Annotated in this window: 10 protein-coding genes, 7 tRNA genes and 2 pseudogenes; 15 read left to right on the top strand and 4 right to left on the bottom strand. The window is 41.5% G+C overall.

What is annotated here, in order from left to right:
* Positions 1 to 226: 226 nt before the first annotated feature.
* Together GSF13_RS18490 and gloB are read right to left on the bottom strand one after the other, a co-directional pair.
* Positions 227 to 1,801 (bottom strand): LysM peptidoglycan-binding domain-containing protein, encoded by a 1,575-nt coding sequence (locus GSF13_RS18490; RefSeq protein ID WP_211866631.1) that lies wholly within the window; start codon positions 1,799 to 1,801, stop codon positions 227 to 229.
* Positions 1,802 to 2,028: 227 nt separating this feature from the next.
* Complete coding sequence (gene gloB / locus GSF13_RS18485; protein ID WP_211866629.1) at positions 2,029 to 2,796, bottom strand: hydroxyacylglutathione hydrolase; 768 nt, start codon at positions 2,794 to 2,796, stop codon at positions 2,029 to 2,031.
* Positions 2,797 to 2,848: 52 nt separating this feature from the next.
* Here gloB and GSF13_RS18480 point away from each other — a divergent pair, with 52 nt between their 5' ends.
* The gene (locus tag GSF13_RS18480; protein ID WP_010370946.1) at positions 2,849 to 3,598 is read left to right on the top strand and encodes a methyltransferase domain-containing protein; all 750 of its coding nucleotides are present in this window, start codon (positions 2,849 to 2,851) and stop codon (positions 3,596 to 3,598) included.
* A gap of 63 nt (positions 3,599 to 3,661) precedes the next feature.
* Here the strand turns inward: GSF13_RS18480 and rnhA are convergent, their stop codons facing one another.
* On the bottom strand, positions 3,662 to 4,132 hold the full coding sequence (gene rnhA / locus GSF13_RS18475; RefSeq protein ID WP_010606636.1) for a ribonuclease HI: 471 nt from the start codon (positions 4,130 to 4,132) through the stop codon (positions 3,662 to 3,664).
* A gap of 69 nt (positions 4,133 to 4,201) precedes the next feature.
* Between rnhA and dnaQ the strand changes: the two genes are divergently transcribed.
* The 9 genes from dnaQ (at position 4,202) to GSF13_RS18430 (ending at position 7,244) form a co-directional block, all read left to right on the top strand.
* The gene (gene dnaQ, locus GSF13_RS18470) at positions 4,202 to 4,912 is read left to right on the top strand and encodes a DNA polymerase III subunit epsilon (RefSeq protein ID WP_010370953.1); all 711 of its coding nucleotides are present in this window, start codon (positions 4,202 to 4,204) and stop codon (positions 4,910 to 4,912) included.
* Between the two features lie 99 nt (positions 4,913 to 5,011).
* Positions 5,012 to 6,382, top strand: a complete 1,371-nt coding sequence (locus tag GSF13_RS18465) for a TIGR03503 family protein (protein ID WP_045989214.1) — start codon at positions 5,012 to 5,014, stop codon at positions 6,380 to 6,382.
* A gap of 110 nt (positions 6,383 to 6,492) precedes the next feature.
* Positions 6,493 to 6,569: transfer RNA gene (locus GSF13_RS18460), tRNA-Asp, on the top strand.
* 30 nt (positions 6,570 to 6,599) lie between these two features.
* Positions 6,600 to 6,676 (top strand) — tRNA-Asp (locus tag GSF13_RS18455).
* A gap of 32 nt (positions 6,677 to 6,708) precedes the next feature.
* A tRNA-Asp gene (locus GSF13_RS18450) sits at positions 6,709 to 6,785 on the top strand.
* Positions 6,786 to 6,817: 32 nt separating this feature from the next.
* Positions 6,818 to 6,894: transfer RNA gene (locus GSF13_RS18445), tRNA-Asp, on the top strand.
* A gap of 49 nt (positions 6,895 to 6,943) precedes the next feature.
* Positions 6,944 to 7,020 (top strand) — tRNA-Asp (locus GSF13_RS18440).
* 41 nt (positions 7,021 to 7,061) lie between these two features.
* A tRNA-Asp gene (locus GSF13_RS18435) sits at positions 7,062 to 7,138 on the top strand.
* A 29-nt stretch (positions 7,139 to 7,167) separates the two neighbouring features.
* Positions 7,168 to 7,244: transfer RNA gene (locus GSF13_RS18430), tRNA-Asp, on the top strand.
* Between the two features lie 262 nt (positions 7,245 to 7,506).
* Here the strand turns inward: GSF13_RS18430 and GSF13_RS18425 are convergent.
* A pseudogene (locus GSF13_RS18425) lies at positions 7,507 to 8,064 on the bottom strand (IS30 family transposase); the annotation flags it as partial.
* 56 nt (positions 8,065 to 8,120) lie between these two features.
* Between GSF13_RS18425 and GSF13_RS18420 the strand changes: the two are divergent.
* The 5 genes and pseudogenes from GSF13_RS18420 to GSF13_RS18400 all read left to right on the top strand — a co-directional run.
* Positions 8,121 to 8,537, top strand: a pseudogene (locus GSF13_RS18420) (IS3 family transposase); the annotation flags it as partial.
* A gap of 309 nt (positions 8,538 to 8,846) precedes the next feature.
* Positions 8,847 to 9,794, top strand: coding sequence for a polyprenyl synthetase family protein (locus tag GSF13_RS18415; protein ID WP_211866627.1), 948 nt, complete (start codon positions 8,847 to 8,849; stop codon positions 9,792 to 9,794).
* A 28-nt stretch (positions 9,795 to 9,822) separates the two neighbouring features.
* Complete coding sequence (locus GSF13_RS18410; protein ID WP_102057209.1) at positions 9,823 to 11,493, top strand: ABC transporter ATP-binding protein; 1,671 nt, start codon at positions 9,823 to 9,825, stop codon at positions 11,491 to 11,493.
* On the top strand, positions 11,486 to 12,688 hold the full coding sequence (locus GSF13_RS18405; protein WP_010606642.1) for a hypothetical protein: 1,203 nt from the start codon (positions 11,486 to 11,488) through the stop codon (positions 12,686 to 12,688). The genes GSF13_RS18410 and GSF13_RS18405 overlap by 8 nt, the downstream gene beginning before the upstream one ends.
* 27 nt (positions 12,689 to 12,715) lie before the next feature.
* Entirely contained in the window at positions 12,716 to 13,579 is an 864-nt protein-coding gene (locus tag GSF13_RS18400; protein ID WP_102057208.1) for a hypothetical protein, read from the top strand.
* Positions 13,580 to 13,581: the final 2 nt, after the last annotated feature.

Genomic DNA, 13,581 nt, shown 5'->3' with positions numbered 1-13,581 from the left:
ATCAGTTCTTTATGAAACTTCCTTTAGATAATATTAATCAGCATTGAAGCCTAACCAAATTTTTGGGTTTAAATCAGCTGTAAGCGACGTTGAAAAACTGTGTATTTAAACGATAGAACTGTCGTAATCTTTAAGGAAAAGTGAGTCAAAAGTGCTGCTTTAATATGTAAAAATCCAATATCATCACTGATATTGGATTTTTATTTTTAAACCCTGGTTCTTAGCGCTAAACACGTTTCGTCTGAACTTTCAGTTTTAACTTTTGACCAGGCTGAAGATACTTCTGTCCAGTCAGGTTGTTCCATTTGACGATTTCATTCACGCTGACGTTAAACTTAGTGGCGATACGTGCCAATGAGTCGCCTTTACGCACTTTGTAAGTGATTGTGCGCTCGGTGTTGACGAGGACGGTTTGATTTGCTGCTTTTTCATCTTTAAAGACAGTAAGCTTTTGTCCAAGGCGCAAAACGGCATTGGTTTTTAACTTATTCCAGCTAGCTAATTGCTTAACGGTAACATCATATTCGCGGCTGATATCCCACAATGTATCACCTGATTTTACTGTGTGGCTGAGTTTTTTCTTAGTTACTTTGTTGGCGGCAAGGCGCACTTCTGGTGGTAAATGCTCACTTTGCAATTCGCCATCACTGAGTGGCACCAATAACTTCTGGCCAACACGGATCATATTGCCATCGATGCTATTGAGTGAGCGAATGGCGCCGATACTAGTATTAAACTTAGTCGCAACGACCGACAGGCTATCTCCTTTTTGCACTGTATAATATTGCCAACGAAGTCGATCTTTTACTTCTGTTTTAGCTAATTTCTCTTGAAAAGCGTCAACTTTTTCCATGGGTAATAATAACTGGTGTGGGCCATCAGGATCGGTGGCCCAACGATTAAAACCTGGATTTAAGCGATAGAGTTCAGTTAAAGAAATATCGGCCATTTCAGCGGCAAGCGCTAAATCAATTTGTGACCCAACCTCAACGGTATCAACAACTTGGGCATTGATTATAGGTTGCCACGAGACCTTAAACTCATCAGAGCGTTTTAATAGATCGGACAAGGCGAGTAATTTAGGCACATACGCGGTGGTTTCGCGAGGTAAATCGAGAGACCAAAAATCGGTAGGCAAATGCTTTTTACGATTTTTTCGGATTGCTCTGAGCAATCGACCTTCACCTGAATTGTAAGCGGCAATTGCGTTTAACCAATCGCCTTCCAGTGTTTTATGGAGATAGGTGAGGTAGTCTAATGCAGCCTGCGTTGATGCAATAATATCGCGACGGCCGTCATACCACCAATTTTGTTTGAGGTTAAAGCGTTCACCGGTTTGAGGCATAAATTGCCAAATACCGGAAGCGGTGCGGTGTGAATAGCCAAATGGATCGAATGCGCTTTCCACAATAGGTAACAACGCGATTTCTACCGGCATATTGCGCTTTTCTACTTCTTCAACAATGTAGTAGAGGTAAGGTTCTGCACGTTTTGCGATACGGTCTAAATAGGCTTGGTGACGTTGATAGTAATTACGTTCGGCGACCACAGGTCTATTTTGTGGCACTTCGATAGATAACTGATAACGGATCCGCTCCCATACGTCGTCAAATACAGGCACAGCCTCTTCATCTTCGTCTTGCCATGAGGTACTGAGTGTTTGGGAGATATCATAAGGGCTCGCGTGATCTAAGTTGGCCTGCTTCACTTGTTCAGTTGCAGTTTCCAACGGGGTTTCTTGCGTGATTTCACAACCACTTAACATTGCTAATGAAGCAACAATAAAGGCGAGCTTTTTCATAAATGCGTTCTTTTGCTTGGGGGTTCGGACAAAAACTCGGCAATATTACCGAGTTTGTATCAGCATTTAAAGCTTCTTTATTATTTTATTTCGACTTCCTAAAAATCGTTAGAAATGCTTATCTTTGGCGGTATTGCAAAGAAAATGGATAATTTATTCAATACTTCCTATGTAAGTACGCCAAAAAAGCGTCATTTTGGCGTTACATTAGGTCACTATTGAATATTTTAGAAGTTATCCTTCCATTTTCTCAGTGCACTAAAGCGAGCTTCAGGTGTATTTTCTGACGCGATAAATTGCGTTGGAACATGGGTGAGAATGGCATCATTTGCGGCACGTACAAAAGGATTGATTGCTTTTTGTTGTTCAATTGTCGTAGGTACCGTGCGCTCGTTACTGGCACGTAATGACTTTGCTTGTTGGTGATACTGGATCAGTGCTTGGTTAGTGGGCTCAACGGCCTCAGCAAAAGCAAGGTTCGCGAGTGTGTACTCGTGCGTGCAATACACTTTACATGTGTCAGGTAGTGTGAGTAGCTTTTCAAAGGAGTGCCACATTTGGCTAGGTGTTCCCTCAAAAAGTCTGCCGCAGCCAGCATTGAATAATGTATCACCCGTAAAAGCCAGTTCATCATTTACATAACAGATATGGTCTAACGTGTGACCTGGGGTGGCAATAATGTTCAGCGTGGTATCAAAAAGTGTGATCTTATCATGTTCACTAAGGCCATGAGTAATGCCTTTATATTTACCATTTTTAGGCCCGTAGACTGTTAAGCTGGGAAAATGTGATAAAAGCGGGGCAATGCCATCAGTATGATCCCAATGATGATGGGTGACTAATATGCCTTGGAGTGTTAAATCAAACTTGGCGAGGTAATCTAAAACAGGTTGTTCGTCACCTGGGTCAACCACCCAACAGTTTGAACGTCGAGGGTCTTTTATCACCCAGATATAATTGTCATCAAATGCTTTGATTGCATCGACTTGCACCATAACGCAATGCTCTATAAAGTGATTAATAACACCAGTATAACGAGCTTAGTAAATGAAACCAGCGTTAAGTTTTTTACAAGGACCCAAACCCGATGAGTGGCAAGACTTTCCTCACGGTGAATATTTAAAGGTGGGGATCCAAAAACGACTGGATGAATGGCTACCAAGAATGTTTGGTTACCACATGCTAAAACTCGGCTGTTTGAGCGGTCAAATGAATACCTCTGCCAGCCCGATTAAGCATCAAGTTTGTGTTGCCCCACAAGGCAAACATGTCGGAGTATTTGCTGAAATTGACGAGCTACCTTTTTACGAAAACTCAGTCGATGCTTGTATTTTAAGTCAGTGCTTAGAATATCATTCTGATCCGCATCATATTCTACGCGAAGCCCACCGAACGCTTATTCCTGGAGGTTATATTGTGATCTCAGGTTTTAATCCGTTTAGTTTATGTGGTGTGGCGCAAATGCTTCCCTTTAGTAAAGAAAAACTACCTTGGTCAGGGCGCTTCTTTACTCCATCGCGGGTGAAGGATTGGCTAGATTTACTCGGGTTTGAGATTGTTGGTGACGAGCGCTTTATTTATGCGTCTTTAGCGCGAGGCTCGAGGCTTTCTCGTTTTGCGCCATGGCGTCGTTTTTGCCGTCATTACTTAAAGCCGATGGGAAGCGTGTATATGTTGGTGGCAAGAAAGCGGGTGATGCCGCTCACTCCAATCAAACCTAAGTGGCATGTAAAGCCTAAGTGGACACCCGCTGTGAAAGGGGCTGGACTCAGACAAACCTGCCAAGATAAAGAATAACGAGTATTATTACTTAATATAAATCTTAAGGGAGCTGTTATTTGTTATTGAATGATCCCTTAGTTAGACGCTGGCTTCGTAGCCTTCATCTACAAGTAGGTTTGGACCTGAAGCCGCTTCACGCGCTAAGTCATCAACAAGCTCATTATATTTATTTCCAGCGTGGCCTTTTACCCAGCGCCATTGGATCGTGTGTCGGCTGGTGGCAGCGTCCAGTCTTTGCCATAAATCGACATTTTTTACTGGTTGTTTGGCTGCGGTTTTCCAATTGCGCTTTTTCCAGTTTTCAAGCCAAGACTCAATGCCTTGCTTAACATATTGGCTGTCGGTATACAGAATGATATCGCAGGGGCGCTTTAATGTTTCGAGTGCAACAATAGCCGCAAGCATTTCCATTCTATTATTGGTTGTGAGTTTATACCCTGCACTCATTTCTTTTTCATGTCCTTGATAGGAAAGGTAAACACCATAACCACCTGGACCTGGATTGCCTAAACACGAGCCATCGGTATAAATCTCTACGGTTTTTTGCACTGAATTGCCTATTTTTATGTAAAATGTGCGAATAGGGCAAAATAATAGCAAAGTTAAGCGAGCAACGATATGCACACACGGCAAATAGTACTGGATACAGAAACCACAGGTATTGATCCTAAAGCAGGGCACAGGATCATTGAAATTGGTTGTGTTGAGCTAGTCAATCGCAGACTAACGGGGAATAACTTCCACGTATATATCAACCCTCAGCGCGACATTGAAGAAGAAGCCATTGATGTTCACGGTATCACCAACGAATTTTTACGTGATAAACCTTTTTTCCATCAAATTGCGCAAGAGTTTTTTGACTATATTAAAGGAGCTGAGCTTGTCATTCATAACGCGCCGTTCGACGTCGGCTTTATGGATCACGAGTTTGCTAAGTTAAATCAAGGCTTTCCGGCAACCCATGACTATTGTCAAGTGCTAGATACTTTGGTGATGGCAAGGGATCTTCATCCGGGCCAGAAGAACAGCCTAGATGCGCTTTGCCGTCGCTACGATATCGATAACTCAAAGCGTACGCTGCACGGCGCTTTGCTGGATTCCGAGATCCTTGCTGATGTTTACCTGTCGATGACGGGAGGCCAAAAAAAGCTGAATTTGGCAAATCAAAATAAAGGTGATCAGGCTAACTCAGCCGGTGGCATTATTCGTTTAGACAGCAATCGTCCTGCACTTAAAGTTTTACGTGCTTCTGCCGATGAAGAACAAGCACATACAGAACGTTTAGAGCTTGTAAACAAAGCTTGTGGACAAAGTCTGTGGCAACAATAATGAATATAATCGGTATCGTTGGGGTGGAGTAGACGCTTAACTAGGGGCTTTATCCCAAAAAAGATCACTCAAGCCATCAACGCAATGTAGGGTTAATGCATGAATCTAAAACAGCTGTTCTTGGGGTTTGTACTGCTAGTAAGTACGGTTGTTGGCGCTCAAACACCACAGATTACGATGTTGCAGCGGGACGGTAAGGTAAATGAAATCCCTCTTTTAGATAACCGTTTTCGCATTGATTATAATATTGAAGAGATCACTTTACTGTTTTTTCGTGCTCCAGGCGCTCCCGCCGTGGTACTTGTGAAGCCTGATGGTAGTAAATATTATGCGACCAGTTCGCTGGATAATGATGCACTGCAATGGTACGACGAAGTCAGTTATGACTTGATCATTCTAAAGAACCCAACGCCAGGCCCTTGGCAAGTCATCGGACAGATCCAAAAAAATAGCCGCATAATGGTGCTTGGTGACATTGAGCTCGAAGTTGAAGCTTTGCCCCCACTATTATTCCGTGGTGAAGTGCTGAAGGTAACAGGGCGCGTGACTAATGATGGCAAACAGATAGATGTGGGTTACTTCCGGGATGTTGTGACTTTGTATGTGGAGTTCTCTAGTACCAATAACGATGAATATGCCAACTTTGGTGCAGGTACGCAAAGCGTGACCGACTTTAAAGATGATGGCCGAGAGTTTGATGAAAGACCCTTGGATGGAATTTTTACTGGTGAGTTTAAATTAAACTTTCCAGCGGGAGAGTGGCAGCCTGAATTCTTCATTGAAACGCCCATTCTAAAAAGAAGAGTGATCAAATCACCTATTGTTATCGCTGAGCCGCCATTCAACTTTGAATTGATGCTAGCGGGTGAAAACGAGCTTGAACATGGCCTTACTATTACGATAGACGACACGGTTGTGAAACCTGAGACCATATTGCTACAGGGCAAAATTTTCTACCCTAATGGTGAAGAGCAGATGTTTACCTTAGATGCAGAAGAGCGGCTTTATCGTCAGCTGCCAATCAAGAATTATGATTGGGGGCGTTATAGTGTAGAAATCTCCGCATTTGGTGAAAATATCAATGGCCGTGAGTTTATGGCAACACTGCCAAATTACAATTTTGAAATTGAAAGACCCATTGAAAAAGTGCCTGAATTGGAAGCCGCTGCGTTACCAGCTGTGAAACAACCTGAGCCAGAACCAGAGCCGACTATAAGTACAGCGCTATTAGTCAGTATTATTGTTGCCGGTAACTTAGTTGTATTATTGTTCGGTTGGTTAGCCATTCGTATTCTGGTGCAAAAAAAGCCAATTAGACTAAAAGTACCAATGCCAAAGAATCCATTTAAGAAAACCGAAGAAGTCATTGATCTTGATGATTTAGGACCATCTGAAAATAACGCAGCAGGGAATGGTTCAAAAAATGATAAATCAGGTGATATTTTGAACCTTTCAATGAAAGATAACTAAAAAACACGGTTTTTTTTCAAAAAACGGTTGACTCATGAGGGGGTCATTCGTATTATTCACGCCGCTGTCAGGGAGCACTCCTTACAGCAAGCACTGCAAGAATATGACGCGGAGTGGTAGTTCAGTTGGTTAGAATACCGGCCTGTCACGCCGGGGGTCGCGGGTTCGAGTCCCGTCCACTCCGCCAAATTTCTTCGTAGTATCAATAAGTCGCGCTGGAGTGGTAGTTCAGTTGGTTAGAATACCGGCCTGTCACGCCGGGGGTCGCGGGTTCGAGTCCCGTCCACTCCGCCAATACTTATTACAAACGTGCATTTGCTTCTTATGGAGTGGTAGTTCAGTTGGTTAGAATACCGGCCTGTCACGCCGGGGGTCGCGGGTTCGAGTCCCGTCCACTCCGCCAACACTTCGAAGCAAAATATGCGAATACTCAGTGGAGTGGTAGTTCAGTTGGTTAGAATACCGGCCTGTCACGCCGGGGGTCGCGGGTTCGAGTCCCGTCCACTCCGCCAATGTATCGCATAACTATATTCAAGCTTTATGACAGCTTGTTTACTCGCTGGAGTGGTAGTTCAGTTGGTTAGAATACCGGCCTGTCACGCCGGGGGTCGCGGGTTCGAGTCCCGTCCACTCCGCCAACACTAAAACGAGTAAAATAATGTCATTAAGATATCTCTGCGGAGTGGTAGTTCAGTTGGTTAGAATACCGGCCTGTCACGCCGGGGGTCGCGGGTTCGAGTCCCGTCCACTCCGCCATTTAAGATATCTTGCAAATCTATCACTGCGGAGTGGTAGTTCAGTTGGTTAGAATACCGGCCTGTCACGCCGGGGGTCGCGGGTTCGAGTCCCGTCCACTCCGCCAGTTTGCAATTTCTCTTCTCATATTTCAATTACTTATCTCCTAATTTTCTTTTTCTATTGTATTGTTATTTGATCCTGTGATCAGATGATCACCATTTGGTGACCGTGGGCGTTTAAAAATGGTATTCATTGGTCACGAGAATGCGGTTTGGTTTTCATGATCAACTTTGTTTTTTCTTAGCATATCTATCTTTTATCTTTGTTTTATTTCTCTTCATTGCTACCCGCGAATTCAAGTCCGAAGTGCACCACTCGCTAAATAAGGCTGCTTTGCGTAATTCATTAAATATCACCACAGGTTGCCTAAACCCTATACATTTTCTCGGCCTCGCATTGATCGCCCGCTCTATATGCGCAATTTGCTTATCTGTCACCGTTCGTAAATCTGTTCCTTTGCAAATATATTGACGCAGCAGACCATTAAAGTTTTCATTCAACCCTCTCTCCCATGAGGAGTAGGGGTTAGCAAAATAGATATCGGTTTTTAGCTTATCTGAGACATATTCATGCTCGCAAAACTCACTCCCATTATCTGCGGTTATCGTATGAACATGACGTCGATAGCGCCACAGCATGCCTCTCATCGCTCTGCTCACTTGCGCTGCACTTTTTGCTGGAACTTTGCGTATCAGGTAAAACTTACTTGTACGTTCGACCAAACTAACGATTGCCCCCGTGCCATGCTTGCCAAGTACAGTATCCACTTCCCAATCACCAAACCGTGTTTTAATGTCAACAATCGCAGGTTTATGCTCAATGCCAACCCGATTTAGGATGATGACACGTTTGCTTCGGCAACCTTTACGATAACGTCTGTGTCCTTATTCGGGGAGGACTCAGGGGACGATTAACAGAGCTTGACCATAGGCAGCAATACATTGATTTAATTCAAGAAGCAAAACAATCGGGTTGCGCTGTAGAGAAAGCTTGCAGAGAAATAGATATCAGCTTGAGAACGTATAGACGATGGTATCAGCAAGGCATAGTACAAACAGACAAACGCCCAGAGGCAGAGCGTCCAGTGCCAAGTAATAAACTAACCGTGCATGAGCAACAAGCCATTGTTGATGTTTGTAATGAGCCTGAATTTGCTAGCTTACCGCCTTCACAGATAGTGCCTAGGTTGTTAGATAACAATATCTATCTTGGCTCAGTTTCAAGCTTCTATCGTGTGCTTAAGGCTGAAAACCAATTACATCATCGTGGTCGCAGCAAAGCACTGAGAAAAGTGGCTAAACCCACGAGTTTTACAGCTGCTACACCGAATGAAGTTTGGTCATGGGATATAACTTACCGTGTGCCCGGAGTTCAGGGCTAACAAGGATGTTTTAAATTGAACCACGAACCTGTCTGAAATCGATAAATATATTGGCCGGAGCGCTCGTAGTAGTGCGAGGTGGGGAAAGCCCACTACATGGCAAAGGGGCGCAGTAAGCTCAATTTTGTTTTACCTTGAACTCTTGACTGTTTATTTAGTTTGGTTGGTTGTTGTTTTTATGTTAAGTATGAGGGGTGAACTGAAAGTAAAATGTGATTTTTTAGTAGTAAAACTTAGAAAGTTGGGTATAATTCCGCGTCTCGAAAATTAAAAGGATATGCAAGCATGATGGATGATATGGACGTAGTTAAGCAACCAAATGATGTTTTGGAAGGGAAATCTTGGTTATCTTTTAGAAAAAGAATTGATGATGAAATCTTAAAAGAAATGGACAAGGTTCGTTTTTTAAATATCTATCAACCGATTTGTGATGCTCTTCAAGGTGGTAAACGTATTCGAGCGATTTTGGTTCTCATGGCTAACCAAGTATATGACGAACCTCAAGAATCTGCTTCTGATGCAATGAAAGTTGCTGTTGCTATTGAAATGTTACACGCGGCAGCGTTAGTACATGATGATATTATGGATAATTCTGATTATCGTCGTAATGAGCCAACAATTTACAAAAAATATGGTACCGATACTGCCATTTTGGCTGGTAACTTTCTTATTAGTCTGGCATTTAAATTGGCTAATTCCGTTAAGGCAAAATATGCTGCAGGTTGCAGTTTGTATTTGTGTGATATTTGCATGGAATTAGTTGATGGTCAGCTATTGGATATTAATGCTTTTGATACCGAAGATCTCGATAGTTATTATAAACTCATTGATGGTAAAACTTCCTCAATTATCTCTCTTCCGATGAAAATTCTTGGTGTGATTAATGAAAATGAACAGCTTAGTCAGTATTTGTTTGATTACGCCCGAGAAGTTGCTCGTATTTTGCAGATTCTAGATGACTTTTATGATGCCTTTATTGGTGATGAGAAAACAAGTAAAACGCCGGGGCTTGATCGGTTAAATGGTAAAAAGACTATTGTGGATTTGGTCAGTAACAAAGATGACTTAAAATCAATGACCAGAACACAAGTGAAAAAGGCGATTCAAGTGACTCTTGCTGAACATCGAGAGGCGGCACATGCTCTTCTTGCTCGAATCGATACTCCAAATACTCAAGCGCTGAGTGACTTAGATGCTTACGTTTGGCATATGTTGACTAAGTATACGATTTAGTTTGTGAGTATTATATCTGGTTTTGTCTATGCTTTTTAAACGTTTAAAACTTAGTTTTTCTTACTCCAAACATATTCGGGTATTGTTTGTTTTCGCTTTGCTAATTAGTTTAATTGGCTCGTTTACGGCGTTTTTTACCCAGTATCTTATCGATAGCGTTATTCCGTCGGGGGATATGCGATTTTTGCTAATCTTCTTAATGTTTTATGCTTGCTACGAAACTCTAAATTTGACTATCGGGTATTTGTCTAGAAGTTATCGAGTGGTGTTAGAAAAATTTCTCGATTACCATCATTTAGATAAGTATTTGGTGGCCTTACTTACGGCCAAAATCCCTGAATTAAACAGTTATAAGAAGGGCAGTTTGATTCAGAGGATTTATGATGCTCAGAATATCAAAAAGTATTATTTAACTTTGCAAGTTGATATCGCCGTTAGCTTTTTGACCATCTTTGTTCTTAGTTCGATTATTTTGTATATGAGCCCTCTGATAGGTTTGGTGATGGCTATCAGTTTGGGGTTGTTGGTGGTGATCTACCTTAAAGCCGTTCCTAAGACTGTTGAGTATGAAACCCAGCGTTTTCAAATTAAATCAGATTTTTTGTCTGTAGTCGATGATATTGTTGATGGGCGGGAAACTATCCGCGCTAATAATTATAAAAGTCAAGTCTTTAAACGATGTACTGCTCGTATGGAGGATTTTCTCAATCGTGAGCGGGATGTGTCATTTTTACAGCAAAAAATTCAAACTAGTACTTCTGTCGTCCGTACTGTTAGCAGTATTGCTATCCGAGCAATTGTGGTGATAAGTATTTTGTCTTTAAATAAGTTCACTTTAGGTGAAATGTTGACTTTAATGGCATTTTCTGAAATTTCGATGAAAACCACAATGCAAATATTGATGTCTTTTATGCAATTGAAGCGCACTAGTATAACTCTAAAGCGTTATCGGGAGTTTTTGGATAGTGTCAGTATCAATGAAAAGGAGTTGAATGATAAACCTGTTGAATGTCAGCCAATTGAGCAAGTAAGTGTTTGTGGTCTTAAGGTTGGGGTTAATGGTAAGGCTGTTTGTGATGTACCTGATACTACCTTTAAACTTAATCGAATTTATAAATTGGTTGGTGCTAATGGTGCAGGTAAAACGACTTTTTGTAAGTCGTTGGTCGGTTTGTTTGACCCCATTGATGGCGAATTTTCTTTTAAAATTGGCGAGCGTTTGGTTAACTCAAACCGTCGTATTAACCATTGTGCGGCGTACTTTCCCCATGACATTCTGTTTACTACTACGCTGTGGGAAAACATTACTTTAGGCCAAGCAATCGAACAAGAAACGGTCGTTGATTTACTTAAGAAAATAGGTCTATGGTCTGTAATTGCAGCTTTGCCGGAGCAATTGCATACGCAAATTAGTGATAGGGTGAATCCTTTTTCTGAGGGACAAAGACAGATTATCTTGTTTTTGAGGGTGTATTTGTCGAATAAGCCTATATTGGTGTTTGATGAGGTGTTTCGTGGTTTAGATAAGCACACTAGTAAGATTGTTGGTGAGCTTATTAATCAGAAAACAAACTGTATCATTCTTTATGTTGCCCATGATTTTACTATTGATAGTGAACGCAGTGAACTTCTGACGTTAACTAAACGTCTGTCGGATAGTAAACAGACTGATAAACGCAAGGATGTGGCATATGCATGAGGTCAATGACAATATTCACGGTGAATTGAGAAAAGCTCGCTCTAAGTTGTTAAAAGTGACTTTTTGGTTATTTTCTATTGCATTAGTGGCGTCATTGGCGGTAACGATTCAATTGCGAGTGGTGCTGGAAGAAGCGTTTATTTATATCGTTCCCGAACCTGTCCTTCATTATGCTGAGCGAGATATTATTATTGATCAATATCAGGTGCCTGATGGGAGTAAAGTGGTGTCCGATATGTCTATGTACCAAGCGGAAAATATTCAGCTTAAGGATCAGTTGGTTTTGCTTCGGCAAGAAGAGATCCGCGATCAAGTGCAAGCGCAGGCTTTAAAGCAGAAAATAGAGCAAACTCGAAGTTCGGTGGCTATGCTCAGTCAGTTTGAAGAGGTTGAAGTCAAAAGTATAAAGGCTGAGATTATCATGATCGAAGACCTGCTGGTTAGGTTGAAGCAAGAATTGACTTTACTTAATAAGGATTATCTTAAGCAATCGACCTTTGTCGAAGGAGTGACTAATTTAAGTCATATCTCTAAAGACCGCAAAATCCGCTATCAACAGGATTTATTCCATAAGCGAGCGGAAATCATTGAGATGGAGCAAGATATTCATCAACAACAGCTGAAATTGGCGCAATTAAAAAATCAACAAAGCCAACAACAGATAGGTTTAACCCGTCAGCGCGATATGGCGGTGACTTTATCTGTATTGGAAAACGAAGCTAAAGTGTTTGCCGATAGCCTAAAACTTAAAGAATTAGAGTTAGCGCAATTGGAAAAAAATCATAACCGCTTGCAGGGCAAGGCTGAAGTTGATGGCCGAGTTGAGTTTGAAAGTCTCAATGGCATTCGCAAAACCCAATATAGAAAAGGCGAATTGGTTTACACCATCTACCCTGAAGGACAGCACTTTGTTACCAAAGGTTATGTCGATGAAAAGCACATTCTCGATATCGCCTTGGGTAAAGAGGTTGAAGTTAAACTCAGCGCATATAATTATCTTAAGTATGGTTCTATTAAAGGAAAGGTTAAAACCATTATGGGAGTAAAGGATGGTCGTGCTGAAGTGATTATTGATATTGTGGATATGAAAGACTTTAAGTTAGTTCATGGTAATTCAACTCAAGCCTTTATTACCCTTGAAGGGGTAAAACTCTATGAGTATGTGTTTGGAATTTTCTTCCCGTATATCGTTTAATTTGTCATTGATAATAAGGAATAGTCCATGGATAAATATGTTTCTGATGCGCTTGAGCGCATCTTGGATGCGACACCTGTCCGCAATCAAGTATCTCAACAGGTTTGTGAGCATTTGCAAGAATACGGCCCTCTTATTAGTTCTGTATTGGGTCAGTCGGCTCAATACTTTTCGTCAAAGTGCATGGGATACCCATCAATTTGGTTTTTATTTCGTGTTTGCGATATTCCTCAAGAGCAATGGCCTGAGCGCATTGAAAGTGTGATGCAAAGTTTACTGTTTAGCTTGTCTACTAGTATCGCCGACGACTTTATTGATGGCGACGAAAGGGTCGGCGATAAAGATATGTATGTCTTTTACATCATGATGTTAGCAATTGCTGAAAGAAGCTGCGGTGAGAAAAGTCGTTTAGATAATATTAAGCAGACTTGTAAAGGACTCTACGACTCCATTATTCAAAGTAAAATAGCCCAAGCAAAGGGGGAAAATGGTGACGAATATGTTTCTACTGACCGCATCGGTAGTTTCTTCGCGATGATTGCCAGAGATTTTGTTGATGCTTTACCACAACAAAATGACCATAACCTCATTGAAGCGACCCGTTATTTCGGTCGTATTTGTTGTTTGATTGATGATGCCATTGATTTTACTAAAGATGTCGAAATCCAAGGTGAGAATATTATTTTTGAAGTTATGGATAAGGCGACTTTTGAGCAATCTAAATCTGACGTTCAAATCCGCATTAATGCTGCTTTGCAAGTTCTTGATAGGGAATACAGTACTTTGAGCAAACTGCTTGAAAGCATATGGAGTCAAGATTGTCAGCAGCAATTTGCTCAAATTCGTTTGGATATAGTTGATTACATTACTACTACTATGAATGCACAATAAGA

Source organism: Pseudoalteromonas sp. M8 (assembly GCF_018141365.1).
Taxonomy (GTDB): Bacteria; Pseudomonadota; Gammaproteobacteria; order Enterobacterales; family Alteromonadaceae; genus Pseudoalteromonas.
The sequence above is the reverse complement of the archived record's forward strand: the minus strand, read 5'-3'. Positions and strand labels throughout refer to the sequence as shown.

Coding starts and splice junctions, on each gene's coding strand:
- GSF13_RS18490 (WP_211866631.1), bottom strand. CDS start 1,801: ATGAAAAAGCTCGCCTTTATTGTTGCTTCATTAGCAATGTTAAGTGGT.
- gloB (WP_211866629.1), bottom strand. CDS start 2,796: ATGGTGCAAGTCGATGCAATCAAAGCATTTGATGACAATTATATCTGG.
- GSF13_RS18480 (WP_010370946.1), top strand. CDS start 2,849: ATGAAACCAGCGTTAAGTTTTTTACAAGGACCCAAACCCGATGAGTGG.
- dnaQ (WP_010370953.1), top strand. CDS start 4,202: ATGCACACACGGCAAATAGTACTGGATACAGAAACCACAGGTATTGAT.
- GSF13_RS18465 (WP_045989214.1), top strand. CDS start 5,012: ATGAATCTAAAACAGCTGTTCTTGGGGTTTGTACTGCTAGTAAGTACG.
- GSF13_RS18415 (WP_211866627.1), top strand. CDS start 8,847: ATGATGGATGATATGGACGTAGTTAAGCAACCAAATGATGTTTTGGAA.
- GSF13_RS18410 (WP_102057209.1), top strand. CDS start 9,823: ATGCTTTTTAAACGTTTAAAACTTAGTTTTTCTTACTCCAAACATATT.
- GSF13_RS18405 (WP_010606642.1), top strand. CDS start 11,486: ATGCATGAGGTCAATGACAATATTCACGGTGAATTGAGAAAAGCTCGC.
- GSF13_RS18400 (WP_102057208.1), top strand. CDS start 12,716: ATGGATAAATATGTTTCTGATGCGCTTGAGCGCATCTTGGATGCGACA.